Origin of the sequence: Fictibacillus phosphorivorans (assembly GCF_007673525.1) — a bacterium.
Classification (GTDB): Bacteria; Bacillota; Bacilli; order Bacillales; family Fictibacillaceae; genus Fictibacillus; species Fictibacillus phosphorivorans_C.
Genome location: NZ_VDZU01000001.1, coordinates 906,720 through 932,028, shown reverse-complemented (window position 1 = coordinate 932,028; position 25,309 = coordinate 906,720). Strand labels below are relative to the sequence as shown.

21 protein-coding genes are annotated in these 25,309 nt (G+C 40.3%); 7 read left to right on the top strand and 14 right to left on the bottom strand.

The annotated features are described in order from the left end of the window. Positions 1-19: 19 nt before the first annotated feature. Positions 20-889, bottom strand: a complete 870-nt coding sequence (locus FS458_RS04405) for a Nif3-like dinuclear metal center hexameric protein (RefSeq protein ID WP_144698181.1) — start codon at positions 887-889, stop codon at positions 20-22. A 35-nt stretch (positions 890-924) separates the two neighbouring features. Next, on the bottom strand, positions 925-1,344 hold the full coding sequence (locus FS458_RS04400) for a GNAT family N-acetyltransferase (protein WP_260858366.1): 420 nt from the start codon (positions 1,342-1,344) through the stop codon (positions 925-927). 72 nt (positions 1,345-1,416) lie between these two features. Between FS458_RS04400 and FS458_RS04395 the strand changes: the two genes are divergently transcribed. Then, the gene (locus FS458_RS04395) at positions 1,417-1,728 is read left to right on the top strand and encodes an MTH1187 family thiamine-binding protein (protein ID WP_144698177.1); all 312 of its coding nucleotides are present in this window, start codon (positions 1,417-1,419) and stop codon (positions 1,726-1,728) included. Between the two features lie 171 nt (positions 1,729-1,899). Here the strand turns inward: FS458_RS04395 and FS458_RS04390 are convergent, their stop codons facing one another. Beyond that, complete coding sequence (locus FS458_RS04390) at positions 1,900-3,465, bottom strand: flotillin family protein (RefSeq protein ID WP_144698175.1); 1,566 nt, start codon at positions 3,463-3,465, stop codon at positions 1,900-1,902. A gap of 15 nt (positions 3,466-3,480) precedes the next feature. Continuing rightward, on the bottom strand, positions 3,481-4,014 hold the full coding sequence (locus FS458_RS04385; protein WP_144698173.1) for an NfeD family protein: 534 nt from the start codon (positions 4,012-4,014) through the stop codon (positions 3,481-3,483). 232 nt (positions 4,015-4,246) lie between these two features. Here FS458_RS04385 and FS458_RS04380 point away from each other — a divergent pair, with 232 nt between their 5' ends. Then, complete coding sequence (locus FS458_RS04380) at positions 4,247-4,927, top strand: DNA alkylation repair protein (RefSeq protein WP_144698171.1); 681 nt, start codon at positions 4,247-4,249, stop codon at positions 4,925-4,927. A gap of 457 nt (positions 4,928-5,384) precedes the next feature. Here the strand turns inward: FS458_RS04380 and FS458_RS04375 are convergent, their stop codons facing one another. Beyond that, positions 5,385-6,140: a hypothetical protein gene (locus FS458_RS04375; protein WP_144698169.1), complete on the bottom strand. Its 756-nt coding sequence runs from the start codon at positions 6,138-6,140 to the stop codon at positions 5,385-5,387. A gap of 208 nt (positions 6,141-6,348) precedes the next feature. On the opposite strand from FS458_RS04375, the gene FS458_RS04370 reads away from it, so the two are divergent. The 3 genes from FS458_RS04370 to thrB are packed head-to-tail and all read left to right on the top strand — an operon-like array spanning position 6,349 to position 9,616. Further along, a complete protein-coding gene (locus FS458_RS04370; protein ID WP_144698167.1) occupies positions 6,349-7,641 on the top strand; it encodes a homoserine dehydrogenase in 1,293 nt (430 codons plus the stop codon). A gap of 1 nt (position 7,642) precedes the next feature. Then, positions 7,643-8,701, top strand: a complete 1,059-nt coding sequence (gene thrC / locus FS458_RS04365) for a threonine synthase (RefSeq protein WP_144698165.1) — start codon at positions 7,643-7,645, stop codon at positions 8,699-8,701. Continuing rightward, positions 8,702-9,616, top strand: a complete 915-nt coding sequence (gene thrB / locus FS458_RS04360; protein WP_144698163.1) for a homoserine kinase — start codon at positions 8,702-8,704, stop codon at positions 9,614-9,616. It begins immediately after the preceding gene. Positions 9,617-9,667: 51 nt separating this feature from the next. On the opposite strand, the gene FS458_RS04355 is transcribed toward thrB, so the two are convergent. The 3 genes from FS458_RS04355 to FS458_RS04345 all read right to left on the bottom strand — a co-directional run bounded on the left by FS458_RS04355 (position 9,668) and on the right by FS458_RS04345 (position 13,508). Further along, entirely contained in the window at positions 9,668-10,843 is a 1,176-nt protein-coding gene (locus tag FS458_RS04355; RefSeq protein ID WP_144698160.1) for a glycosyl hydrolase family 18 protein, read from the bottom strand. Between the two features lie 350 nt (positions 10,844-11,193). Continuing rightward, complete coding sequence (locus FS458_RS04350; protein ID WP_186320441.1) at positions 11,194-12,429, bottom strand: aminopeptidase; 1,236 nt, start codon at positions 12,427-12,429, stop codon at positions 11,194-11,196. 167 nt (positions 12,430-12,596) lie between these two features. Beyond that, positions 12,597-13,508 carry an STAS domain-containing protein gene (locus FS458_RS04345; protein ID WP_144698156.1) on the bottom strand — a complete coding sequence of 304 codons (912 nt, stop codon included), beginning with the start codon at positions 13,506-13,508 and terminating at the stop codon, positions 12,597-12,599. Between the two features lie 407 nt (positions 13,509-13,915). Here FS458_RS04345 and FS458_RS04340 point away from each other — a divergent pair, with 407 nt between their 5' ends. Further along, a complete protein-coding gene (locus tag FS458_RS04340; RefSeq protein WP_144698154.1) occupies positions 13,916-16,303 on the top strand; it encodes an immune inhibitor A domain-containing protein in 2,388 nt (795 codons plus the stop codon). Between the two features lie 81 nt (positions 16,304-16,384). After that, on the top strand, positions 16,385-16,765 hold the full coding sequence (locus FS458_RS04335; RefSeq protein ID WP_144698152.1) for a hypothetical protein: 381 nt from the start codon (positions 16,385-16,387) through the stop codon (positions 16,763-16,765). 336 nt (positions 16,766-17,101) lie between these two features. On the opposite strand, the gene FS458_RS04330 is transcribed toward FS458_RS04335, so the two are convergent. The 6 genes from FS458_RS04330 to FS458_RS04305 all read right to left on the bottom strand — a co-directional run bounded on the left by FS458_RS04330 (position 17,102) and on the right by FS458_RS04305 (position 25,245). Then, a complete protein-coding gene (locus tag FS458_RS04330; protein ID WP_144698150.1) occupies positions 17,102-20,224 on the bottom strand; it encodes an MMPL family transporter in 3,123 nt (1,040 codons plus the stop codon). 15 nt (positions 20,225-20,239) lie between these two features. Beyond that, on the bottom strand, positions 20,240-20,692 hold the full coding sequence (locus FS458_RS04325) for a MarR family winged helix-turn-helix transcriptional regulator (protein WP_144698148.1): 453 nt from the start codon (positions 20,690-20,692) through the stop codon (positions 20,240-20,242). 177 nt (positions 20,693-20,869) lie between these two features. Next, positions 20,870-21,391 (bottom strand): DinB family protein, encoded by a 522-nt coding sequence (locus FS458_RS04320; RefSeq protein WP_144698146.1) that lies wholly within the window; start codon positions 21,389-21,391, stop codon positions 20,870-20,872. 394 nt (positions 21,392-21,785) lie between these two features. Beyond that, positions 21,786-22,799: an LLM class flavin-dependent oxidoreductase gene (locus tag FS458_RS04315; RefSeq protein ID WP_144698144.1), complete on the bottom strand. Its 1,014-nt coding sequence runs from the start codon at positions 22,797-22,799 to the stop codon at positions 21,786-21,788. Positions 22,800-22,900: 101 nt separating this feature from the next. Continuing rightward, the gene (locus FS458_RS04310) at positions 22,901-23,905 is read right to left on the bottom strand and encodes an LLM class flavin-dependent oxidoreductase (protein ID WP_144698142.1); all 1,005 of its coding nucleotides are present in this window, start codon (positions 23,903-23,905) and stop codon (positions 22,901-22,903) included. Between the two features lie 116 nt (positions 23,906-24,021). Further along, entirely contained in the window at positions 24,022-25,245 is a 1,224-nt protein-coding gene (locus FS458_RS04305) for an EAL and HDOD domain-containing protein (protein WP_186320440.1), read from the bottom strand. Between the last annotated feature and the right edge of the window lie 64 nt (positions 25,246-25,309).

The window sequence follows — 25,309 nt, the reverse complement described above, 5'->3', positions numbered from 1 at the left end:
CTCTATTGTTTTGTTTGATTCATACCCACCATTTACTCTGTGGCAAAAGTGTTACAGGCAATTGAATCTTCTCTTCAAACCAAGATTTTAACTGTGTGCTGTGCACTAAATATTCGGAAGCAGAATGCGATACTCCGATTAAGCTCATTGTTGTTTGAGCGATATAGCTTTTCATCTGTTCATACTTCTTTTTACCGTAATCATTATCAATGTGACAGTGTACCTCTCCTGTTAAATAAGCTTCTGCTCCCATCCTTTCCGCTTCGATCATCGCTTCTACTTTATCACCGCACCCGGCTACAATCGCAATTTTCGTTATGTGGTTATGGAAAGGACCATGCACATCTGCATAAGGGATTCCGAACATTTCAGTAGAACGATGAATCAAGTTTTCTGTGGAAGTTGGAGCTATTTCACAAAGAATGCCACAAGCTCCGTTATCATCCTTCAACAGCTCTCCAATCACTTTTGCGTTTAGAGCTTCTCTCCATGCATCACTCGTGCTGATTTCGCGCGAATAATCGAGGGGTACATGAAGCGTAAACACTGATAAACGCTTTGTCTTCATCTGTTCGATAAAATGTGGAGGTATCGGCATAAAGCCTCTTCCCCATTTCCCTTTGGGATCTCCGCATTCCATAACAATTGGTCTTTCTAATACTTCTTCTGTAGGAAACACAGCCGAAAATACACGATTGACCTCTTCATCTCCTCTAAGCATGAGTCCATTGAACAGTTTTGTAAATTCGGGTTCAAACTCATCGCGCCAATCATAATGGATTGGGTCGTAAACCATTGGAATAAACCGACTGAACGCTGGATCTGTTCCAATTTTTCTATATGTAAAAAGTTCATCGATCGCATGATCTATTCTCTTTAGTTTCACCATCTTTTTTTCTTCCTTTCTGGCATGTTGATACATACTCAGTAACATTCTTTAAAATAAATAATTTCCGGATCTCCTTCGTCTAAGTTATCGACAAAACCACTCTTCTTAAATTGATTCTTGATAAAGGTCTTTTTCATAGACTCATTGGATTCATTTGTTGATGAGAATAGTTTGTTTGTGGGTGAAATCTTACTCATGTGCGTTAACAAACTACTGGCCAGTCCTTTTCTCTGATAAAAAGGGTCAACCATGATGAGCGATATAAAACAGCAGTCAAAAAAATGAGTGTGATAGATAAGAAATGCAACGATTTTATCTTCCTGATACATGATCAAACATCTTTCCTCTTTTATCGCCTGAACGATTTCTTCTTTTCGATGATCACTCCCTATCATTTTTTTATCTAATTCTATAATATTATGAAAATCAGTCTCTCTCGCATTCTGTATTTCCATATGTATCATCCTTTTGTTTGTCATTATGGTGGCGTTTGCTACAATAAAGAAAAAAGTTGAGGTGTTCTATACATGGCTATTGTAGATATTACGATCATTCCAATCGGTACTGAGACTCCAAGTGTTAGTGAATATGTAGCTGAAATTCAAAAAGTTCTTAAGCAAAACGAAGATAAGGTAAATTACCAGCTTACTCCGATGAGCACACTAATTGAAGGAGAACTTCCTGATCTCTTTCATGTAATCCAACAGCTTCACGAGGTTCCATTCTCAAAAGGCATTCAGCGAGTTGCCACAAACATTCGCATTGATGACCGCCGTGATAAAAAATCCACGATGGCCGGAAAGCTAGAGGCTGTCGAAGCTCGGATGAATAAGGATTAAGCCCTGACCTGAGTTAATATTTTGGGTAGGCGCTCGTATTTTTCGTATGGCGCTTGTTCAGCATGCATTTCATGCTGCTGAACGAGCTTTCAATCAAGCAATGCAACCAAATTTACAAAAAAGCTTACTCTAACAGGGCTAACCATCCCGCCGAGAGTAAGCTTTTTTTATTTATTCTCCCTTTGAAGCTTTTACTTCTGCTTTTTCCTTTGTTGCTACTGCATTTGGTTCTTTTTTAGCAAATTCGATGCGAAGGTCGTCGATGCTATTGCGAACATTCCCTTTTCCAGAGAAATTTTCCAACAGTTCTTTTACATCAATGCCGGATGAAGCTTTCAAAGATTCTTGAAGTGTGGACATCAAGTTTGTCGCATAACCTGTGATGCGGTTTGCTCCACCGTTCTCACCGCCGCCTGTATCTACGACTGTAATTTTATCAATGTTGGAAAGTGGTGCAGCTACTTGCTTCGCGTATTCCGGAAGCATCTTAATCATCATATCCATCATCGCAGCCTGACCATATAACTCGAACGCTTCTGCGATCTTTTGTTTCGCTTCGGCTTCAGCAAGACCTTTCAAGCGGATAACATCTGCTTCGGATTCCCCTTTTGCACGTTCCGCCTCAGCTCTTGAAAGTCCGTCTAGGCGTACCTTCTCAGCTTCGGCTTTTGCCATGGCTTCTACACGATACTTATGAGCATCTGCTTCAGCCACTTGCTTACGCTTATCGGCTTCCGCTGACTGTTCAACCGCATAACGATCTGCGTCCGCTTTCTTTTTAACTTCTGAGTCGTATTGCTTTTCACGACGCAGAATCTCTTTTTCTTCAAGCTCGATCTGCTTTTGACGCTCGATGATCTTAATCTGCATCTGTTGTTCAGTAACTTGCTGTTTTGCGATCGCTTCTTCTAGATGGTATGCCTGGTCAGCACGAGCTTTGGCAACATCTTGTTCACGGCGGAACTCAGCAACTTTCAACTGATTCATCTTTTCAGCTTCTGCTACTTCTGTAGCGCGGCCTAACTCAGACTGCTTTGCTTCTTTATCTGCTTCAGCACGTTTGATACGCGTTTCTTTTTCAGCTTCTGCCATCGCCATGTCAGCGTCACGCTTAATCTGTGCGATACGCGGCTTACCAAGAGAATCTAGGTATCCATTCTTATCACGCAGATCTTTGATCGTAAACGATACGATGATCAATCCCATTTTAGCTAGATCTTGAGAAGCTACACGTTGAACTTCCTGTGAGAATTTTTCACGATTCTTGTAGATTTCTTCAACTGTCATCGATCCTAAAATAGATCGTAAATGACCTTCAAGAACTTCACGTGCTTCATTCTCACGATCTTCCTTCAACTTTCCTAGGAACTGCTCGGCCGCAGTCGCGATCTCACCTATTGAGCTTCCTACTTTAATGATCGCTGTTCCATCAGCCATAACGGGAACACCTTGCTCTGTATATACTTCTGGTGTTTGTACATCTAACTTACTCGTTAATAAACTAAGCGGCTTTGCCTGTTGAAAAACAGGAAGTACGAACGTACCGCCTCCACGAACGATTTTGATACGATTACCTGCTTCATCGATATTTACGTTCTTGCTTCCTAAGAAGCTTCCCGTTACGATCAATGCTTCATCTGGACTCGCCGTTCTATACTTTGTAATAAAAACACTAATAAGAGCAACGACTAAGAATACGGCAACCCCGATAACGATAAACAACGGTGAAAAACTCATAATAACCCCTCCAGTTTAATGAATATATGTTTGTTCCACTTGCTCATAACGCATCACGGATACAACACCTTTTTGGATGTCGATGATCAACACCTTTTCTCCTTGAGAGATTGGTTTGTTATCCATGCTTATAGCTGATTTCGATATCCTTCCGCTGATGCCTTCGATTAAGATTTCGCCAAATCCATCCGTCGGAACAGAAGTAAGTACGGTCCCCACTCTTCCTTTTAGATCTTCATCTCGATAAGCTAAAGATTCTTCTGAAGACCGGATCGGCATCAAGACGAAAACGTTTAATAAAGTCACGAGCAACAACGAAAGTAAACTACTGAAAACCATGATGAACCAGCTGTTAATTTCCGTCATGATTTCTAACAAATACCCCGAAGCCGTCCCAATTGTTAAAAAGGATAAGATGAGCGATGGATGCAAAAGGTCCATAGCAGCATCAAGCATGTCACCAAATAGGATGTATACAAAAGTGATGCACCCAAAAACAATAAAGCTTCCTAAATAGATCGTAGACAACGGATATCCGAATAGTTCCATAGTCTTCTCTCCTGTCTTCATATACTTTTTTATTACAAAACGATAAATCACCACACCCTTTTGTCGAATTTGATATAACCTTAACAAAGTGAAACAAAAAAGATTGTAAAATTCTGTCGACAATAATTAATTTCCAATATTGGTTTTATATAGATATTTACGGATGTTTCAGAAAAAAGTTTCAGTTAGTTAACATTTTTTTGTATAATTTTGTTAAAAGGAGTGGAATCCCATGTATGAAGAGAAGTTGTGGCAGTTTTTAAACAGACAAGCTAATCAAGATGATGCAGAGCCAATGAAAAAGTATATGCGCGATCAGTTCGAATTCTTCGGTATTCGTTCTCCCATTTTGAAACAAAGCATGAAGGAATTCTTAAAAGTAAATGGATTGCCTTCAAAAGAGGAATTACCGTCATTGATAAAAGAAGCTTGGTCTAGACCGGAACGAGAGATGCAGTATGCTACGTTTACAATAGTTGATAAATTAAAGAAGCAGATGACAAAAGAGGATATAGAATGGATCGAGTATACCATCGTGAATAAAAGCTGGTGGGATACGGTTGATCATATCGCTAAACATATCGCGGGTTATTATTTGATGAAGTTTCCAGAAGAGATTCAACACGTTACGAAACGTTGGATTCAATCCAAAAATATCTGGCTTATGCGTTCGGCAATTTTATTTCAACTCGGATATAAAGACAAGACCGATAAAGAGCTTCTAGCACAAATCATTAGAGATACAAAGTACGATGAAGATTTCTTTATCCGAAAAGGAATTGGATGGGCTTTAAGAGAGTATGCGTACACAGATGCCGATTGGGTATGGGAGTTCGTTCATACAGAGAAGTTAAGTCCACTTTCCTATAAAGAGGCGATTAAGAATATTAAAAAGACAAAGCAGCCGCACTAAACGAAGCTACAGAAACATCGGTAGATTTTCACCGGTGTTTCCTTTTTACCTTGCCTTAACTTTTTTATTTAATTAACTTCGTGATTCTCTAGACCCTATGATGATGCCACATCATACCCGTGACTAAATGGCATTCCTGCCGTTGTCATGACAACATTTGTCCAGTTTTTCATCATAGATAAACGAAAAGTCTACTAGTTCATTCATTGCGAGGCACAATCAAATCATAAAGTGCCATACAAGGACTTTGAATTTAATTTGCAAACATGTAGTGATTGGAGAGGAAGGGTACTGACTACGGCTAGGACGAGTGGGACAGGTGAGACCACTAAAGGCGCAAAGCGGCAGGGGGCTCACCGCCCGCCCCGCGGAAAGCATGTACCCTGGAGCGGAGACCACCGCCCCAAATCTTCTAATTAGGGACTTTTTCAGAGCCCTCCACTAAACGGCTGCTTCTTTATTCTTGAAGTTCTGAAACAACATAACGAATAGCATTGCGAAAAGAGACAAATGAAAGTTGATTCGTATGTACTCCAAAAGAGACCATATTTTTGACCATTTCTTTCGGAAAACCGCAGTACAATACATCTGCTCCCATCAATTTTATCGCATCTGTAAGCTTTTGAATCTCGATCCCAAGTTCAGAATCTGTAAGGGTAGTAACGCCTGAAAAGTCTATTATCACGTAATCTGCTTCATTGTTTAAACATTCTTTCAATAGCTTTGTAGTCAACGTTTCAAGTCTTTCAAGGGTAAGTTCACCAATCAGGGGCACTAACAGCGTATGTTCTGCAACTGTTTGAAGGATTGGTGTTGCTAGCTCATTCAGAATTTCTTTTGTTCTTTCTCTTTCCTGTTCGCGCTCTGTGATATCTTTCCACGTTAACAGATAACCCCGTTTCTGATTCTGCACGATTAGTTCTTTCACGATTAATCTTGCAACAAACCGATTAAAGAGAACAATCTGCATATCGATTGGAAACTCACCTTTTTTCATCAGCTCTTCTTGAAAAGAGCTTTTATGAAAACTTCTAATATGTAAACCTAGAATGTCTTCGGCAGATTCTATATTAAGGTAAGTCTTCATCATTTCTATTAACTTTTTGCTGCTATTATTCATCCATGAAATATGGAAGTCTTGATCTATATAAAAGATATTCTCTTCTAAACAATTGAGTGTGTCCTTAATTGTTTCTTCTAACTCATAAGCCATAAGAAGCGCTCCCCTTTTTTTACAGTCCTGTTCCTATCATATCCGAGATCATCCTATTACTCTATAAAAAAGACTAAAGAGTTCCTGTTAATGTAAGCGCTATCTAAATCTTTACAAAAAACACTGTTGTGTGATGTTCTAACTCCATGTAAAATGTCCATATCAAACAAACAAGTGTATTTTCCACAAAAACAAAGGGGCGGATAAAATGGTTACTCACGTTTCAGTAGGACTTTTAGGATTAGGAACTGTCGGCAGTGGTGTTGTTAGAATGATCGAAGGAAATCGCGAAGAATTGCAGCACCGAGTTGGATGCCCTGTTTTTATTGAAAAGATACTTGTTCAGAATGTAGAGAAAGAACGTCTCGTCTCCATTAACAATGAATGGTTAACACAGCACCCGGAAGATGTTATTCAAAATCCAAATATACAGGTTGTTATTGAAGTGATGGGCGGTATTGAACTCGCGCGAGAATATATCACACTTGCTCTTCAAAATAAGAAGCATGTAATCACGGCAAACAAAGATTTGATGGCGCTCCACGGTGCAGAGCTTTTACAAGTAGCACATGAAAATGAATGTGACCTTTTTTATGAGGCAAGTGTTGCAGGAGGTATCCCTATTATTCGTTCACTCGTTGATGGGTTGGCTTCAGACAAAATTACGAAGATGATGGGAATCGTCAACGGAACAACGAACTACATTCTTACAAAAATGGATAAACAACAGCGCAATTATGAAGAAGTATTAAAAGAAGCACAAGATCTTGGATACGCAGAAGCGGACCCTACATCAGATGTAGAAGGCATCGATGCAGCGAGGAAAATGGCAATTCTCTCAACACTCGGCTTCTCTATGCATATCCATTTGGATGATGTAACCGTGTCGGGTATTTCAAAGGTTACACAAGAGGATCTTGAATATGCGCGTCAGTTCGGTTATACACTGAAATTGATCGGAAACGCAAAAAAGGATAACGGAAAAGTGGAGATCAGTGTTGAGCCTACTCTTCTGCCTGACTCCCATCCGTTAGCAAGTGTTCACAATGAATACAATGCAGTATATGTGTACGGTGAGTCTGTTGGTGAAACCATGTTCTTTGGACCAGGTGCAGGGCAGCTCCCGACGGCTACGTCAGTTGTTTCAGATTTAGTAGCTGTGGTGAAGAACATGCGGCTTGGTGTTAATGGTAAAAGCGTGGTTGCTCCACAATTTGATAAACAATTAAAACAACCGAATGAGATCGACGGAAAATTCTTTTACCGGTTGTACGTGAAAGATGAGGCAGGTGCTTTCTCTTCTATCACTTCTCTGTTTGCACTTCATGACATCTCCCTTGAAAAGTTAATTCAAAGCCCTGTAGATCATAAAGGGGTCGCAGAAATTGTAATCGTGACGCACGGAACGAACAAGCAGCAAGATAGTCACGTCTACAACCTGCTTCGGGACTCTGAAGTGGTTCAAGAAATCAAAAGTCACTATCGTGTGGAGGGAGCTTAACATGCATTGGAAAGGACTTTTACATCGATATAAAGAATATTTGCCGGTCAATGAGTCTACTCCCCTTCTATCGTTAAACGAAGGGCATACTCCACTTATTCCACTTACACATCTTTCGAAGGAATGGGGCATCAACCTCTATGCGAAGTACGAAGGAGCAAATCCTACAGGCTCTTTTAAAGACAGAGGGATGGTCATGGCTGTGGCTAAAGCGAAAGAAGAAGGCAGCAGAGCGATCATCTGTGCTTCTACAGGAAATACTTCTGCCGCAGCTGCCGCGTATGGCGCAAGAGCTGGCCTCCGATGTATCGTCGTCATTCCTGATGGTAAGATCGCTCAAGGAAAACTGGCTCAAGCAAAAATGTATGGAGCTGAAATTTTTGCGATAGAAGGAAATTTTGACGAAGCTCTCCAGATGGTACAGAAAATGAGTGAAGAAGAAGACTTCACCCTCGTTAACTCTGTAAATCCATATCGTCTGGAAGGACAAAAAACAGCGGCTTTCGAATTAGTTGATGCGCTTGACGGAGCACCTGACATTCTAGCTATACCCGTTGGAAACGCTGGTAACATCAGTGCTTATTGGAAAGGGTTCAAAGAATATGATGCAGTTAAATCCTCCGGCCTCCCTCGCATTCATGGATTTCAAGCTGCCGGTGCAGCTCCAATCGTAAATGGATCCGTTGTAAAGAATCCTGAAACGATTGCAACGGCCATTCGAATCGGGAATCCTGCCAGCTGGAAGTTAGCTTCATCTGCATTAGAAGAATCAGGAGGAGTGATTGATTCAGTTACTGATGAAGAAATCTTAGAATCGTATCAGATGCTCGCTTCAAAAGAAGGTGTTTTCGCCGAACCTGCTTCATGCAGTACAATTGCTGGATTGTATAAACAACACAGACAAGGAGTACTTCCAAACGGCGCTACCGTTGTGGCCATTCTAACAGGCAATGGTCTCAAAGATCCTAATATCGCGCTAAAAACAGTGAAACAAGAGCCCATCGTGATTCCAAATGATTTTGATTTACTACGTCAACAGCTAAAAGGATGTGTTGTATAAATGAAAGCAGAACCTTTTTCTATTCATGTTCCAGCAAGTACAGCCAATCTCGGTCCAGGCTTTGATTCAGTAGGGCTTGCTCTAAACAGATACTTAACCGTTCACGTTCAGCCGTTCGCTCCACGAAAAACAACCTTTCACGGAGAAGAACTTCAGGCATTCAATAAAGATGAAAACAACTTAATCATGCAGGCTGCTTATTTTACCGCAGATTCATTTCGAAAAAAACTGCCTCCGTGTCAGCTAGATGTGGTTAGTACCTTTCCAACATCAAAAGGAATGGGAAGTTCTGCATCAGCGATCGTTGCAGGTATTGAACTCGCAAACATCCTTTTAGACCTTGAACTTTCTAGAGAATCCAAATCACTTCTTGCAAGTTCACTAGAAGAACATCCTGATAATGTGATTCCTGCCATCTTTGGAGGACTCACAATCAGTTTTTACAATGGACAAGTGGTCGAAACGGTCCATGTTCCTGATGTGGCAGTTGAGATGATCGTCGCCATTCCAGATGGAGTTCTTCATACGAAACAATCAAGGGGTTCTCTGCCAAATCTTCTTCCGTTCAACAAAGCGGTTGAAGGCAGTGCGATCAGCAATGTTCTTGTAGCCGCTTTAATGAAGAATGATTGGAAGAAAGCAGCGGATATGATGAATCGGGATCTGTTTCACGAGCCGTTTCGTTCAAAATGGGTTCCCCTATATGCTGAACTTAAGGAAAAAGCGATCGATCTCGGCGCTTATGGTGCAGCTATAAGTGGATCAGGTCCATCCATCGTCTGTTTCACTCCTCATCAAAAGGCAGCAGGTATCACAGAACAGCTTTCTGTTCTGTTTCCTCAGTACCACTTTGAGACGGTTTTTCCTGACCGGAGAGGTGTTGTTGTTGAAAAATGTTTGTCTGCTGCTTTATAAATTTTACAGGCAAAAGGATTAAGCACCAAAAATGCTTAATCCTTTTTGTCTTTATTTATGAACAATCTTAAATTGGTCTCTAAGTAGTGTCCAGTTTTCTGGGAACGGTTCACCAAGTACCCAATAAGCAAGACCTCTTAATTTGTATTTCTTCACGAGCTGATTCTTTGCTTCTGCACTTTGTTCGTTCTCAAACCAGACAACATGCTCTTTTCCGTTGTCATCTTTGTAATTAAAAAACGGTGCTTGAGACTCGTTATCGTATTTTACAGTCGCATCTTCTTTTAATGCCAAATCGTGTGCTTCTGCCGGTGCGACGCGTTTTGCGAATTTATTTCCTTTTTTATAAGGAAGTGTCCAATCGTATCCGTATAGGGGAGCACCCATCACGATTTTTTCAGGAGGGATGACAGATGTTGCATACTTCACTACTTTCTCTACTTGAGGTATTGGTGCAACAGCCATAGGAGGTCCTCCAGACCAACCCCACTCATATGTCATAAGAACAACAAAGTCTGCTAGCTCTCCATGACGTTTATAGTCATGTGCTCCATGCCACGGTCCTTTTTGTTCGTCACTTGTTTTTGGTGCCAATGCAGTTGAAACTTTAAATCCTTCTTTTTGAACTTGTGGGATGATCGTTTCTAAAAAGCCGTTGTAAAGCTCTCGATCTTTTTCTTTAATATGTTCAAAATCAATATTTAGCGCTTTATATCCTTTTTGCTTCATCGTACTAATAACGCTTCCGATCAGTGTTTTTGAAGCTGTTTTATCTGTAAAGATATTGTGTGCGATCTCTGGCGAGAAGTTTCCGTCTATAAAGTTAGTTAACACCATCATCGGCATTGCTTTAGATTTCTTCACTTCTTGAAGTGCCGCATAATCTTTAATCGGCTTGAGTGATCCATCTTTATTTACTTGGTAACTAAAAAACGCTACGTAAGTTAGATCGTTTACGGATTCTTGTACATCTTTAATTGATTGTTTTGCTTCGATCGGCTCTAAGAACCCTAAAGTCTCAATCTTCGTTTTACCATGATTCGTTTCCGCTTTTGAGATGTCCACTTGTTTTTTCTGTGGTGAATTAATCTGTTCTAACCTTGGGCTATTTCGCGTTTCGTTACTCATGTTCTTTGGAGCGGCTTCGCTTTCTTTCATGTTGTTAGAGTTGCCGCATCCGCTTAGTACAATCGTAAACGCCGCTAAAAGCGCGACTATCTTTTTCATAAACAAACCTCCTTCATTTTCGTTATTTTTCCATGAAGAGGTTTGTCCTATTCTCTTTTTAAAAAATAGCTCGCACCAGCCATTCCTCTTATCTTTCATAAGTCCCAAACTAATTGCTATTTGTGATTTATCTTCTTAAGCATCATTGCCAAGTTGATTGTAGTGTAAGGTGTGAGACTCCTGGGGGATCAGTGTGACAGGTGAGACACCTAGGGGTGCAAAGCACCGAGGTGGCTCACCGCACACCCCCCGGAAAGCGAAGCACCTGAAACGGAAATCAACTACTTTCATAGGCTGCCAAAGATTCCATGAACAAAAAAAAGACCCCAACAGCGTGGAGTCTTTAAAATTTATATCGCCCAATTTCCGTTTGTGAATAACGGAATGCGTTTACCATCCTCATATTCAGCCTCAATTTCAAGATCTGCAGAACCGATCATAAAATCAGTATGGCCGCGGCTGAAGTTGATTTCTTTTTCTTCCATCTGCTCTGGTGAAAGATTGCCTGCATCCTTCACTGACATCGTAATGGATGTTCCGATCGCTAGATGGCATGAAGCATTTTCATCATACAACGTGTTATTAAAGGTGATGCCTGAGTTTGAGATCGGTGAATCGTGAGGAACTAATGCCACTTCACCTAAATATCCCATTCCATCATCAATGCTAAGCAGTTGTTTCAACGTGTCGTATCCTTCCTCAGCAGTGAAATCTATCACTTTTCCGTCTTTAAACGTTAAGCTGAAATTATTGATGATATTCCCCATCGCTGAAAGTGGCTTAGAGCTTGAAACTTTACCGTTTACACCATATTTTCTTGGTGTTGTGAAAACTTCTTCCGTTGGCAAGTTCGGGATATAGTAAGTTCCGAATGTTGAATGGTGACCTCCACCGATCCACGTGTGATCTGGGTGAAGATCGATGCTTAAATCGGTACATTTTGATTTATAATGCAGCGTTTTGAACTGCTGTTCGTTTAAATAGTTCACTTTATCTGTCAACGTTTTCACATGATCGTCCCATGCTGCTACCGGATCATTCTGATCAACTCGAACAGTTTTGAAGATCGCTTCCCATAATGCATCTACCGCTTCTTCATCATTTTTGTCTGGGAAAACGCTCTTAGCCCAGCCAACAGTAGGTGCACCCGCAATTGCCCAGTGCATATCTCCTCTTAATTGTCCTGCCGAGAAAGCTTGAAGTTTCTCACCACGATTTTTTTGAACGAACATCATGCGCTCAGAAGGAACACCTTTATAAGCATTCGGATCATTTCCTGTAATCATCAAAAAGCAATCATGATTTTCCACAAGACTGTTATATTTGTCAATCTCCCAAGACGGCAAATCATTTTGAAGAACTTCTTCTGCAGCAAGCGTTAGGTGAATGCGGCTTGTTTGTGTATCCGTCCAATCCACCATCACTCGTTTACAACCGTTCTCATAGGCATGCTTCGTTACCTTGCGCGTAAATTCTGCCGTTTCAATTGGCGAACTGATAAGCAACCTTTGCCCTTCTTTTAAACCTAATCCAACCTTTATCACTAATTCAGCGTATTGATCCAACTTCTCTTCAAACGACTTCATTATTTCCCCTCCGATTGGTAAATACATAAAAACGACTGATAAGTTTATATTATTTTAATTATATAAAAAAAAGAATATTATGACTACTGTTTTATTTAATACTTCTAGGAAGCAAGCCTTTATAAGGTAATCAATTCTCAATAACAAATGATTAAAAAAAGAAAAGATCACATAACACTCTGTGATCTTGAATGATTATTTTCGTTTTTGTTTAGGCTGAATCCGATTTGAGTCAGTGCGCTCTCTAAATTGTTCGTGATCATGATCCCTTTGAAATCCACATCAACATATAAAGTGGTTATGGCAAGATCGGGTCTGAACCCTGTAAGAATTGGAGTGACTCCTATTAACCTTAACAACTTCACGATGTTCAACAGATATTCACTAACAGAGTTATTGATTCTGCTAACTCCAGATAGATCGATTATCATGTGTTCGAGTTCTAAATTCATGCTGCTTTCAAGTGTGCTTTGAATGATGAGTTCTGCTCGATATTCATTAATATGGCCAATGATCGGAAGGATCGCAACACCTTTTGTTAAAGGAACAATCGGCACTGAAATTTCTTCTATCTCTTTATTCGCCTTATCAAGCTCTAAAACGTAAGTCAACAACGAAGACATCGTCTGGAAAAGCTCGACATGCTGATCGGTAAACTCAAATGTTTTCGTATCAAGACCACAGATAGTCCCGTAATTTTCACCATCTTCATAATAGATCGGAATCGCAATAAAACTTCCCCCGCCTAAATCCGCTGTCACATTCAGATGCTTCGTCCGTTCATTTTGCGTAATATCCTCAATAAGAAGAATATCATTGCCTTTATCTACGCTCACTTTACAGAACGTTTCTTGAAAGGGCATTGTTTCACCTTCTTGAATCAATACCGTATTCTTATTTACAGCTTTTTTGATCTCATTTACTTGTTTGTCATTCTTGGCAATAAACAACGTATTGATGTTGATAAGTTTGCTCATAAAATGAAGAATGTTTGCAGTTGCTTCGTCAAAGTTTTTAACCGATTTATTTTTAAGTGCTGAATTTAGATGAATAGACAAAGTAAATGACCAACCTTTCATTTCTATAAATCATTCTGTCTCAATCCCTTGATGGTCCACCCCTTTATTTACCCTAAGTAAAATGAAATAAACATTTCAGTCAAACATTTATAGTGCGTTGACTAAAAGATCAATTAAAACTTAGATAAAAATGATCTAAGACAGTTCTTGTATGAGGGATGTTGTTCTTCTGTGTCTAAAGAACTATATGAAAACTCCTAAATTAAAACATTCTTCACCATTTTTTCAAATTAAAAGTGTTTGAAAATAGTTCTTTAAATAGTAAATACTCCCTATTATACATAAAAAACACGGGAGTTATCTCCTATTCTAGTAGATGGATTATCGTGGTAACATTTTGAATACACGGAATTATCCGACAATATATGTCGGTTTTCGGTAACTACTACGATTTAGGGGGAATCTTGGTGAAAAAAGGGAAATGGGTATCTGCTGCACTCGCTACAATGTTAAGCTGCTCTGCTTTTTCAAGTGTTAGTGCTGCACCAGCAAATGTTTCATCTGATGTGAAAGCAACACATCAACACGACGATCATAAAGGTCATAAGCACGGAGGCGGTCCTTTTGATTTAGGAATCGCCAATGATGAAAAGTTGATCGAAATGTTGAAAAAACAAGGCGAAATCAGTAAAAACGCATCTGAAGCAGATGCACAGAAAAAATTACAGCAATTCTTACACAAAAAACAAGAGAACGCTTCTAAATTCTCTGAAGGTGCACTAGAAGACGAACATAGTGAAAAACGTAAAGAAATTAGAAGTAAGCACAAAAAAGAAGGACTTAAAAAAGACGGTAAAAAAGAAGATAAGATTAAAAACGTAAAAGAAGAAAAGTGGAAAGGACAAAAGCGCGTTGATAACGTTCTTGTTCTTATGATAGAGTTCCCAGACTACCCTGCTACAAACATTAAAGCAGATGAAACTGATATGTTTTATGAAGAATATCCTAAGAAACACTATGAAGACTTAGTCTTTGGAAATAAAGGTTATAAAGGGCCGAACGGGGAAAAGTTAATCTCCATGAAACAATATTATGAACAGCAATCTGGTGGAAGTTATTCTGTAACAGGTAGTGTTGGAGGTTGGTATAAAGCTAAACATCCAGCAGCTTATTATGGAGGAAACGTACCTACTCCAGATGGTAATGACAAGGACGCTCGTTCTCTAGTAAAAGAAGCGCTAGAAGCGGCTGCAAAAGATCCTAACATTAACCTAGGAGACTATGACCAAGAAGATCGCTACGACTTAGATGGAGATGGCAATACACGTGAAGCTGATGGTTTAGTAGACCACCTTATGATCGTTCACTCAAGCGTTGGTGAAGAAGCTGGCGGAGGTGCACTTGCTGGTGACGCAATTTGGAGCCACCGTTGGAACCTTGGTTCACCTTTCCCAATCGCAGGCTCAGAGTCTGAAGTTGATTATTGGAACGGTATGATGGGTGCTTATGATTATACGGTTCAACCTGCTGATGGAGCAGCTGGCGTTTTCGCTCATGAATATGGTCACGATCTGGAGCTTCCGGATGAGTACGATACACAGTACACTGGCCAAGGTGAGCCTGTTGCATACTGGTCGATCATGTCTAGCGGAAGCTGGGCTGGTAAAGTTCCTGGTACTGAGCCAACTGGATTTAGTGCTTGGTCTAAAGAATTCTTACAATCGTATATCGGTGGTAATTGGTTAAGTGGAGAAACGTTCGTTTACGAAGAGATCGACCGTAAAGGAATCGACGTTCTTCTTGATCAGGCAAACACGAAAGGTACGAACAATGATGCCGTTCGCGTTGATCTTCCACAAAAAGAAACAGTCGTTAACAAGCCGTATAGCGGTGCGAATCAATATTTCAGTGGCAGCGGAGATGACCTAGACAACTCATTAGTTACATCTCTTGATCTTACAAAAGCTTCAACAGCTACACTAAACTTTAAAACATGGTATGACATTGAAAAAGATTGGGATTATGCTTCTATCAAAGTGAAAGAAGAAGGAGCAAAGGATTGGGTGACTGTTAAAGGTAACCTGACCACGGATACGAATCCAAACGAGCAGAACCCTGGCCATGGTATTACAGGAAGCACGAACGGTGAATGGGTGAACGGAGCGTTCAACCTATCTGCTTATGCTGGTAAGAAAATCGACCTGAAATTCAACTATTGGACGGATGTAGCAGCAACAATGCCTGGATTCTTTGTAGATGACATTTCTGTAAACGTTGATGGAACTGAAGTATTGTTTGATAACGCTGAAGGGACATCTACATTCAAACAAGAAGGCTTCACAAAGAACCAAGGTAAATTCTATTCTGATCATTACTACTTATTAGAATGGAGAAATCACCAAGGTGTCGATGAAGGTTTGGCTCACATCGCACGTGGTAAGAGCTTAATGTCTTATGATGGCGGACTTGTTGTTTGGTACGTAGACAACAGCTACTCTGACAACTGGACAGGCATCCACCCTGGAGATGGTTTCTTAGGCGTAGTCGATGCAAACCAAGAAACTCTTAAATGGAGCGATGGAAAAGTGGCTTCAACTCGCTACCTGATCCACGATGCTGCGTTCAACACGGATAAAGGAAAGCCAATGTTCCTAGATTACAAATCAATCAATGGAACATCGCTTGCAGATAACGCGATCCATCCAAACTCCGTATTCAATGATAAAGATGACTACTCTAATCCTGGACTTCTAGACGCTGGACGTAACGTTCCACAATACGGCCTAAAGTTCTCAGTAGAAGGAAAGAGTAAAGATAATTCTGTAGCGAAGATCAAGATTTCTCGCAAGAAATAAACATTCATTCATAAACCCAACTGTATACATGCAGTTGGGTTTTATTTTCCTAGGGTAAACTGTTAATAAGGAGGGTATGAGATGAAAAAGTTTGTACGCGTATTTTTAACGGTTTCTACACTGATTTTTCTTATGAGCTGCAGCACACAAGAAAACGATAATCTTCCTGGGAAAAAGGAATCAGAAGAAAAGGCAGAATCTGATCAGAAAGATTCCTCTGATTCTAAATCTGCAGAACAAAACGAGGTGACTGCCATGATTGCAAACGATGAAAAAATAATACAGATGCTTAAAAACAAAGGCGAGATTCCTGAGGATGCCACAACAGAAGAAATCAACAATGCTCTTCAAAAATATCTGCAACAAAAGAAGCCTGGCAGCCTAGAAAGTGAAAAAGCAAAAAAGAAATACATCGAGGAATTGAAGCAAAAGATTCAAAAAGAAAGTAAGACTTCTGAATAATTGTAGTCATCTAAAGTATATAAGAGACTGTTTATTTATTAATTTACTCGTTTAAATCTTTTAATTGGATGTTCTCTAAAAGATTGTTGCTATTAAGTCTTTTTATTTCCTTCTTTGATATTTGATTGTAGTGTAAGGTGCGAGACTCCTGCGGGACAGGTGGGCAGGTGAGACACTTATACGTGGAACGTACGAATGTGGCTCTCCGCCTGCCCCGCGGAAAGCGAGCATCTGTAACGGAAATCAAATACTTTCAAAGCACCCACATTCTATAGAAAAAAAAGATGGTTTAAAGTGTCTATACTTACAGCACTTTAAAACCATCTTTTTTATAGCTTAGCTTCGTTTATACGGCCACCAGTTTGCTTCTCCAAAGTTCTTAACGAGAACCGGGATGAGCAATGGCAGAACGACAAATGCGTATAAAAGCAATCCTACTAAGATGATAGACGCGATCTGCAATAACGAAAGCATTCCCGAAGGCATCATTGCAGCAAACGTCCCACCTAATATGATAACTGCCGAAATGATAACCGTTCCCATCTTTTTCATAGCCAGAAGCATCGCATCGGCAACCGTAAGATCTTTGTACTCGTTAAATCGATCCATCAAGAAGATGCTGTAATCAACGCCTAGCGCGACGAGGATTACGAATCCAAAGAACGGAACAGCCCAGCTGATTCCTGTGTATCCTAATAGGTTTACATAGATGAATTCATTGATTCCCATTGACGTGTAATAAGTTAAAATGAGTGAACCAATCAAGTAGACCGGCATGATCAAAGAACGGAACAAGAATACGAGAATGATTGAGATTCCTACTAACATAAGCAGAACAGTTCTTGAGAAATCATTGCTAGAAACAGTCTGTAAGTCAGCATTGGAGCTAGTGATTCCTCCCACAGCCACTTTTGCGTTCTCTAATTCAGTTCCTTTCGTCACTCGATTGATTGCTTCTTTTATCTCATCTACTTCATCTATAGACTCGTTAGAATAAGGGTTTATTCCAAACACAACATCCATCGTCATCGTTTTTCGATCTTCTGATAGATACGCATCCAGTGCCTGTTCGAAATCCTTACTTTGAAGAACTTCTTCTGGCATATAAAAAGCACTCTTATCCTTTGTTTCGGCTAGATTGTTCAAATAATCTTGAGCAGAACCGAGGCCATCTGACACTTGATTCAACCCATCAGCACTCTGATCCAGACCAGTCGTTAACTGACTGAACTGACCACCAAGATCTTCAAATCCTTTTAACAGTTCCTGTTGGCCATTATTGATACCGTTTAAACCGTTTGTTAGCTTAGGCACATTATCAACGATCTGACCTTGGCCGTCAGCAAGTTGACCGAGACCTGACTGAAGTTGATTCGTACCATCGATTACTTGCTGAAGTCCACCGATTATACCTTGTTGGTAGCCGTTTATCTCTTGAAATTTCCCGTTGGCTTGTTGAACGCCTGATGAAACTTGATTTAACCCACCGTTTAATTGGTCTAGTTGACCTTTGATAACAGGCAATTGATTTTGAGTAGCTTTCACTGTGTTCTTTATCTTCTGATACTCAGCATCGTTATCCTGAATTTCATAACGGTCTTCTAATACTTGAAAGTCTTGATCTGTAATGGACGCCAATGCAGTATTCAAGCTTCCTAACCCTTGCCCTAGTTTTACGTAATTTGATTGAATCGTTGATAGATTTGACCCCGCTTGTTCATAACCCTGCTGAATCTTCTGATAACCAGAAAGCAGCTCTTGTTGCTTAGATTTTATCTGTTGTAATCCCTTTTGTGCGTCAGCTGCTCCCATCGTTCCTTTTCGGATGCCATCTTCTATCTTCACCAGATTTCTTTGAATTTCAGTCAATCCAGATTGAGTAGCACTCGTGCCGTCGATAAGCTGCTGAATGCCGTCTGTGGCACCAGTCAGCTGCGGTTCAGATTTCGATAACTCTCCGCTCGCTTCCATAAGACCGCTGCTGATTTTATTGATCCCTTCTTTTCCATCACCAAGGCCATCCCCTAAGCTTTCTGCCTGCTTGTAGACGAAGAAATCTTCAACAGGTTCGCCTGTAGGTCTAGAAACAGATCTTACCGCATCAACATGGTTAACTTTTTCGAGTTCCTGACTGATCTTTTCAGCAAGCTCCATGTATGAAGTCGAGTCCATTCTTTCGTCATTTTTTATAACGATGTTGGTTGGCATCGACTCTCCCGCTCCAAAGCTTTTCTCAATCACATTAAACGCTTGGATCGAAGAAACATCCCCTGAGATCTCTTCTAAAGAGTTAAAGGATAATTTTCCATCATATGTTACAAGAAACGGTACGCAAATGACCGCAACGAGTATGAGCGACAACAACGGACGTTTTAGCGAAAAGTTCCCAGCAATCGCCCAAAGCTTGCTCTCACCATGCTCTGCTTTTTTCTTAGATGGCCAAAAGATCTTCTGACCTAAGACCATCATGAAGAAAGGAACAATCGTGAATAGAGCGACTAAAAGTATACCTACACCAACCGCGACAGCTGCTGCTGATTGATAGAGAATGAACTGAGAAAAACCGATCGCAGCAAAACCGATCATGACCGCCAAACCGCTAAAGAAAACGGTACGGCCAGCCTGACGATACGTTGCGATGATCGCTTCTGTTTTACTTTCTGTGAGCGTTAATTCTTCTTTATATCGACTTAGCAAAAGAATACAATAATCTGTCCCTATTCCAAACAATACAGCGACCAAAAAGATCTGTGTATAGTTAGAGATCGGAAAATCGAACGAATCGACTAACATCGCCACGATTGATTGTGAAGCGAGATATGTCACACCAACGGTTAGCAATGGAATAAGTGGCGCAACAACCGATCTGAATACTAAAAGCAACACGCCTAGAATGAATACTACCGTAATGCCTTCTGTCTTTTTAAGTCCTTCTTCAGAACTCTTGACAAGATCTTCATTGATCATCCAGTTACTTGTGTAATAATGTTCTACTTTATTGTCTTGGATCGTTTTATATAGGGCTTCATTCACTTCACTTGGCTCTCGATCGTTCCAAGCAACTTTTATAGACGTTAAGATAGAGTTTCCATCTTTTGATACTAACTGTTTCTCAAGACTTTTTTCGTTGAAATGTGTTAGAATCTCCGTGATTCCTAGCTCTTCTTTATTCTTTTCAAGTTGACGGATCGCTCGCTCAACTTCTTTTTTATCTGCTGCACTAAGTCCTTTTTCATCTGTAAAGACCAGTGCTACCGAAGACTCATCTCCCCCGCCTTCTTGTTCCTGGACGTCGCTCATAATATCAGAAGCTAATGATGATGAATAGCCATCTGGTACATCGACTTGTCCTTTTTCTCGTACCAGTTCTGCCATATTTGGGGCCGATAACATAAGAACGGCAACGACAGCGATCCATGCAACAAGCACTAGCCATTTTTGTCTTAAAATAAACCGCACGATTTTTCCCCCTGCCTATTGTTTTTCCTGAAGTGTTGTTAAGATGTTGTTGATCTTTTCGTACGTGTCAATAAACTGTTTGATCTCCTGTTCTTCAAACTGAGTAATGATAGATTCTACCAAGTTATAGATTCTTTCTTCAGTTTTCTTGTAGAGCTCGAGTCCCGCTTCCGTTAATGTGAGATAAACGACGCGGCGATCATTTTGATCTCTCGTTCTCTCGATCAAGTCTTGATCCCACAATTTTGTGATCACAGCCGTAATCGCGCTTTTTTTTACATCAAATACTTTCGCTAGCTCTGTTGACGTACAGTTGTCTGTCTTGTAGATATATTTCAATGTATAAAATTGATCATTTGAAAGTTCACTCTGCAGCTGTTCTTTTACAAGGGACTCCCCTTTTTTATGAACCGCAAATGTGAGATCGATATAACGATCAACAAGTTCTTTAATGGATAGTTGTGACATGCATATCCTCCTGTTGGTTCATTTTTTTAACTGTTCAATCATTGAACTATATATTCCCAAACTTAGATTACATGGTGGACAAGCAGCTTGTCAATCACTCTGCAATAACTTTTGCAGAGATCTGTTTAAACGTAACAAAAAAGACATATCTCTTTAGATATGCCTTTTTCACCAATCTTATGAAGTTTGCTTTTTTTCTTGAAGTGAATAAAGATAAAAAATATAATCGATCGATGCACCTTTATAGCCCAGCTGATTGACGATCGCAGATAGATGACCTCGATGATACGTGCCATGGTTCACGATGTGCTGAATAAGATCATCATAGGTTGATTGAAGTGTTCCGAAGTGTGGATGATGAACGGTGATATCAGCAGATAAATCTTCATTTTCTCTGATGAAATTCTCGTACTCTTCAGACATGATTTGGAACTTCTTATGCATGTTTTGTAGATCAGCCTCATTTAATTCTTCGTGTAGCTGTTTAATAGAGTTAAAAATATCTTCGAAAGTCTCCCCTTTTAGTACCTGTAGCCATACAAACTCGACTTGATACATGTGTACGAGAACATCGGCGATTGTAGGAAAAACACTTTCTACCTCTTTTCTGTACATTGCGGTTGGGAGTTCTTTTAGTGTGTCAAAGACTCTCTTATTAGCCCAACCGTTGAATTGGTGAAGCTGTAGCGATTTGTCCATCGTTCATACCTCCAAGTTTGTTTTTCAAGGTACTAATTTCGATATTGGGATGGAAAACTCCTTTAAAAATGCAAACAAATGTTCTCTCTTTTATTAGAAAGCTGTTTTGAACGTAGTTGATATCCGTTTCAGGCTGCTCGCTTTCCGCATGGCAGGCGGTAAACCACATTTTGTATGTTTCAAATCTGCAAGCGATATATACCCAGCTAGGTATTATAAAGTCTCAATCCATCAGTCTTCTCTCTTAATCCAAAAGTTTTACGGTTTTATCCACGAGTTTTGCTTCTCAATCATAAAGTTATCCGCGAGTCTACAAACTTCGACAAACTCAGTAACTCAAATACCCCAACAAAAAAGCGCACTCCACTAGGGAGTACGCTGATCACCACACATTCTATTTTACGATTTCAGATAACAACTGGAATGAACGCAATCTTGCATCATGGTCATAGATCTGGCCATTTACGATGATTTCGTCTGCCTGTGTTTCGTCTAAGAACGCTTGGAGCTTGGCTTTGACTGTTTCAGGACTACCGATGAAGGATGTGCGTAACTGCTGATCGAGTGCCGCTTTTTCATACGGACTCCAGATGCCGTCCATGCTCGCAACAGGTGGTTTCAACTTTGTTGGGTTTCCTCGCACTAAGTTGACGAACTGCTGCTGAAGAGAAGTAGCGATTCGTGCTGCTTCCTCATCTGTATCTGCGATTACCACGTTCGCTCCAACCATCGCATACGGCTGCTCAAGTACTTCTGATGGGGTGAACGTATTACGGTATAACTCTAGAGCAGGAATCGTATTATCTGGCGAAAAATGACTCGCAAATGCAAACGGCAGTCCTTCTCTACCTGCCAACCGTGCACTAAATCCGCTTGAACCTAAGAGCCAGATCGGAATATCTTGTCCTTCTCCAGGAACCGCTCTAACTTTCATCGGTGAGTCTGCTCGGTCTGGATCCAGATACGTACGCAGCTCATCTAACTGATACGGAAAATCATCACCCATGTTGCCGAGATCACGGCGAAGTGCTTGTGCTGTTACCTGGTCCGTTCCTGGTGCTCGGCCGAGTCCAAGGTCGATTCTACCGGGATACAGTGCATCAAGTGTACCGAATTGTTCAGCAATCACGAGTGGGGCGTGATTTGGAAGCATGATCCCGCCTGAGCCGACCCGAATTTTAGAAGTACCTCCTGCCACATGTCCGATCACTACAGAAGTGGCAGAGCTCGCGATCCCAGGCATGTTATGATGTTCAGCTAACCAATAACGGTTGTATCCCCATTTTTCAGCATGCTGAGCGAGATCTAACGTATTTTGAAACGATTCTGTTACCGTTCCGCTTTCAACGACCGGCGCAAGGTCAAGAACTGACCATTTTACATCACTCAAACTTTTTTTATTGGACATCGTAACGTCCTCCTTATTTAAAGCAACAAAAAATTAGCTACTATATTTTAATAATTCGCTACTAGTATAACAAGTTTGCTTTCTTAAATAAAAAATACTGCTTAGTCCGTTATGGATAGGACATGGTTAGCTATTAATTCGTATGACTTTATTCGGTCCTCATAAGAGTGAGTAATCGTCACAATCATTATTTCATCTGCATTATACGTTTCTTGAAGTCTATATAGTTCTTTCTTTACCTCTTGCGGGTTGCCGATAATCATTTTTCTTTTCGCTTCAGATATGAATCGTTTCCGTTCTTCTCTTGAAAAAGAACGATGTGCCTCATCTATAGTCGGAACGCCATTTCCTTCGCCAGAAGCATTCTGTTTTCTCCAAAGAATACCTGGTAATGCGAGTTCCTCAGCCTGTTCTGTTGTCTCTGCACAAATCACAGACACAGCAACAATCGTATTCGCTTTTTTTAATGAGATACTAGGTATAAACGTTTTTTGATAAGAGGCTACAATCTCGGGTCCTAATTTCTCACTCATAAAATGACCGAACGCATAAGCTGTTCCATATTCAGAAGCTAGATCCGCACTTCTTTGGCTTGTTCCAAGAATCCATGGAACGGGTGTTATATCAGGGACTGGAGACGGCTGAATTTTAGAAAACATATCGTCTTCTGGAAAATCATTACGCAGAAAATGCAGTAGTTGTTTAGTCAATTCAGGAACTTTTCGAACATTCTCCAGATAATTGCCCGAGAGAGCGATCGAAGCTTCTGCCGATCCTCCAGGGGCACGACCGATCCCTAGATCAATTCTATCCGGAAAAAGTGTAGCTAGCATGTTATACGTTTCCACAACTCTGTATGGTTTATAATGCGGTAAAAGCACAGCTCCTGCGCCGAGACGCATCTTATTTGTGTTTGCTCCAATATAGCTCAGCATCACTTCTGGTGCTGAACAAGATAAGCCGCTAAAGTTATGATGTTCCGCGATCCAATAACGTGTATAGCCAAGCTTTTCTCCCTCTACTGCCAGTTGCATAGAAGCTTGAAGAGCATCTTGTGCACGTTTACCGGATGAGATTGGGGATTGATCGAGTATGCTTAATTTCATCGCCTACCTCCTCCTATACATGTTTGTATTTTACTCCAAAGTCTCATTCTTTACTTTCTTGGAGATTATCAAAATAAAAAAGAACCCCAATCTGAGGTTCTTGTCTTCTAACAATACTAGACTCTCACTCCTGTATCCGCTTTTACAAATTGATCAGCAGATAATGTACTTGCTCGGTAATGCGTATAGAGCTCAGCTTCTGTCAAATTCATCGTGCTGCATATCGACTGTATTTCCAGCCATGAACCTCTCTCCAAACCTTGTACAATATTTAATGCAAGATTATAGGAATCCTTGTTGCCTAAAAGAGCTTCAGCCAGTTCATTCGTTATCGGGAGATCAGCTATCACATCTTTCATGTCTTTACTGAGCAAAGTGTCGATAAGAGAAAACATTCCGAACATGTAGAGATGATTTTTGGATACACCTACAACTTTGGCGATGCGTTCAAAAAAGAATGCGCGCGTAAGACTCATTTTTACGATTTCTAATCCATTATCAACTCTGTTCAAGCTCGACATCATCAAGATCATGACAAGCTTTTTAATTTCATATAGTCCAACTAAGACAACAGCTTGTTTGATCGTTGTGATCTTACTTTTAAAAAAGTAAGTACCAGAATTCATCACTTTTAAAAGCTTATAAGAAAGTGAGAGATCACGTTGGATCAAACTGCTGATCTCATGAATATCTGGATCCGAACCATTCAACTTTTCCAATAGCAAAAGATAGTTCGTTGGAATAGGAGCGATATCCTTTCCTTGCAATATGACGGGTCTGCTAAAGAAATAGCCTTGAAAGTACTCAAATCCAAGCTCTTTAGCTTCTTCGAATTGCTCACGCGTTTCAATCTTTTCTGCTAGAAATGTAATCTGCTCGCGGTACGTTTCAATCATGCTCTTCATTTCTTGGACGTCCATTAACAAATAATCTACTTTAATAATATCGATATAAGGAAGCACTCTATTCAAGTTGCGGTTTACCGATACATCATCGAGTGCAATAATATATCCTTTATTTTTCAACTCTTTACAGACCTCAAGCACTTCGTCCGTTAAACGGACATCCTCTAAGATCTCGACAACGATATATTGAGGTGAAATATACGTTGGAATCCGATTTAACAACAGATTCTCCGTAAAGTTGATAAAACATTTCTTGCGTTCTCCGACTTCTTTAATCCCGATTCCAGCAAAACTGTTCACCATAACATCAATCGTTGCACTATCATGATCCAACCCATCATATCTATTGTTCTCACTGTTTCTATATAAAAGTTCATAAGCAACAACGTTCTCATCTTTGTCTAGGATCGGTTGTCTGCCAATAAAAATATCCATTTCAATCCCCATTCACATTTCAATAATCATTTTCCTTTATATAGACATCAGACCATAAATTGTA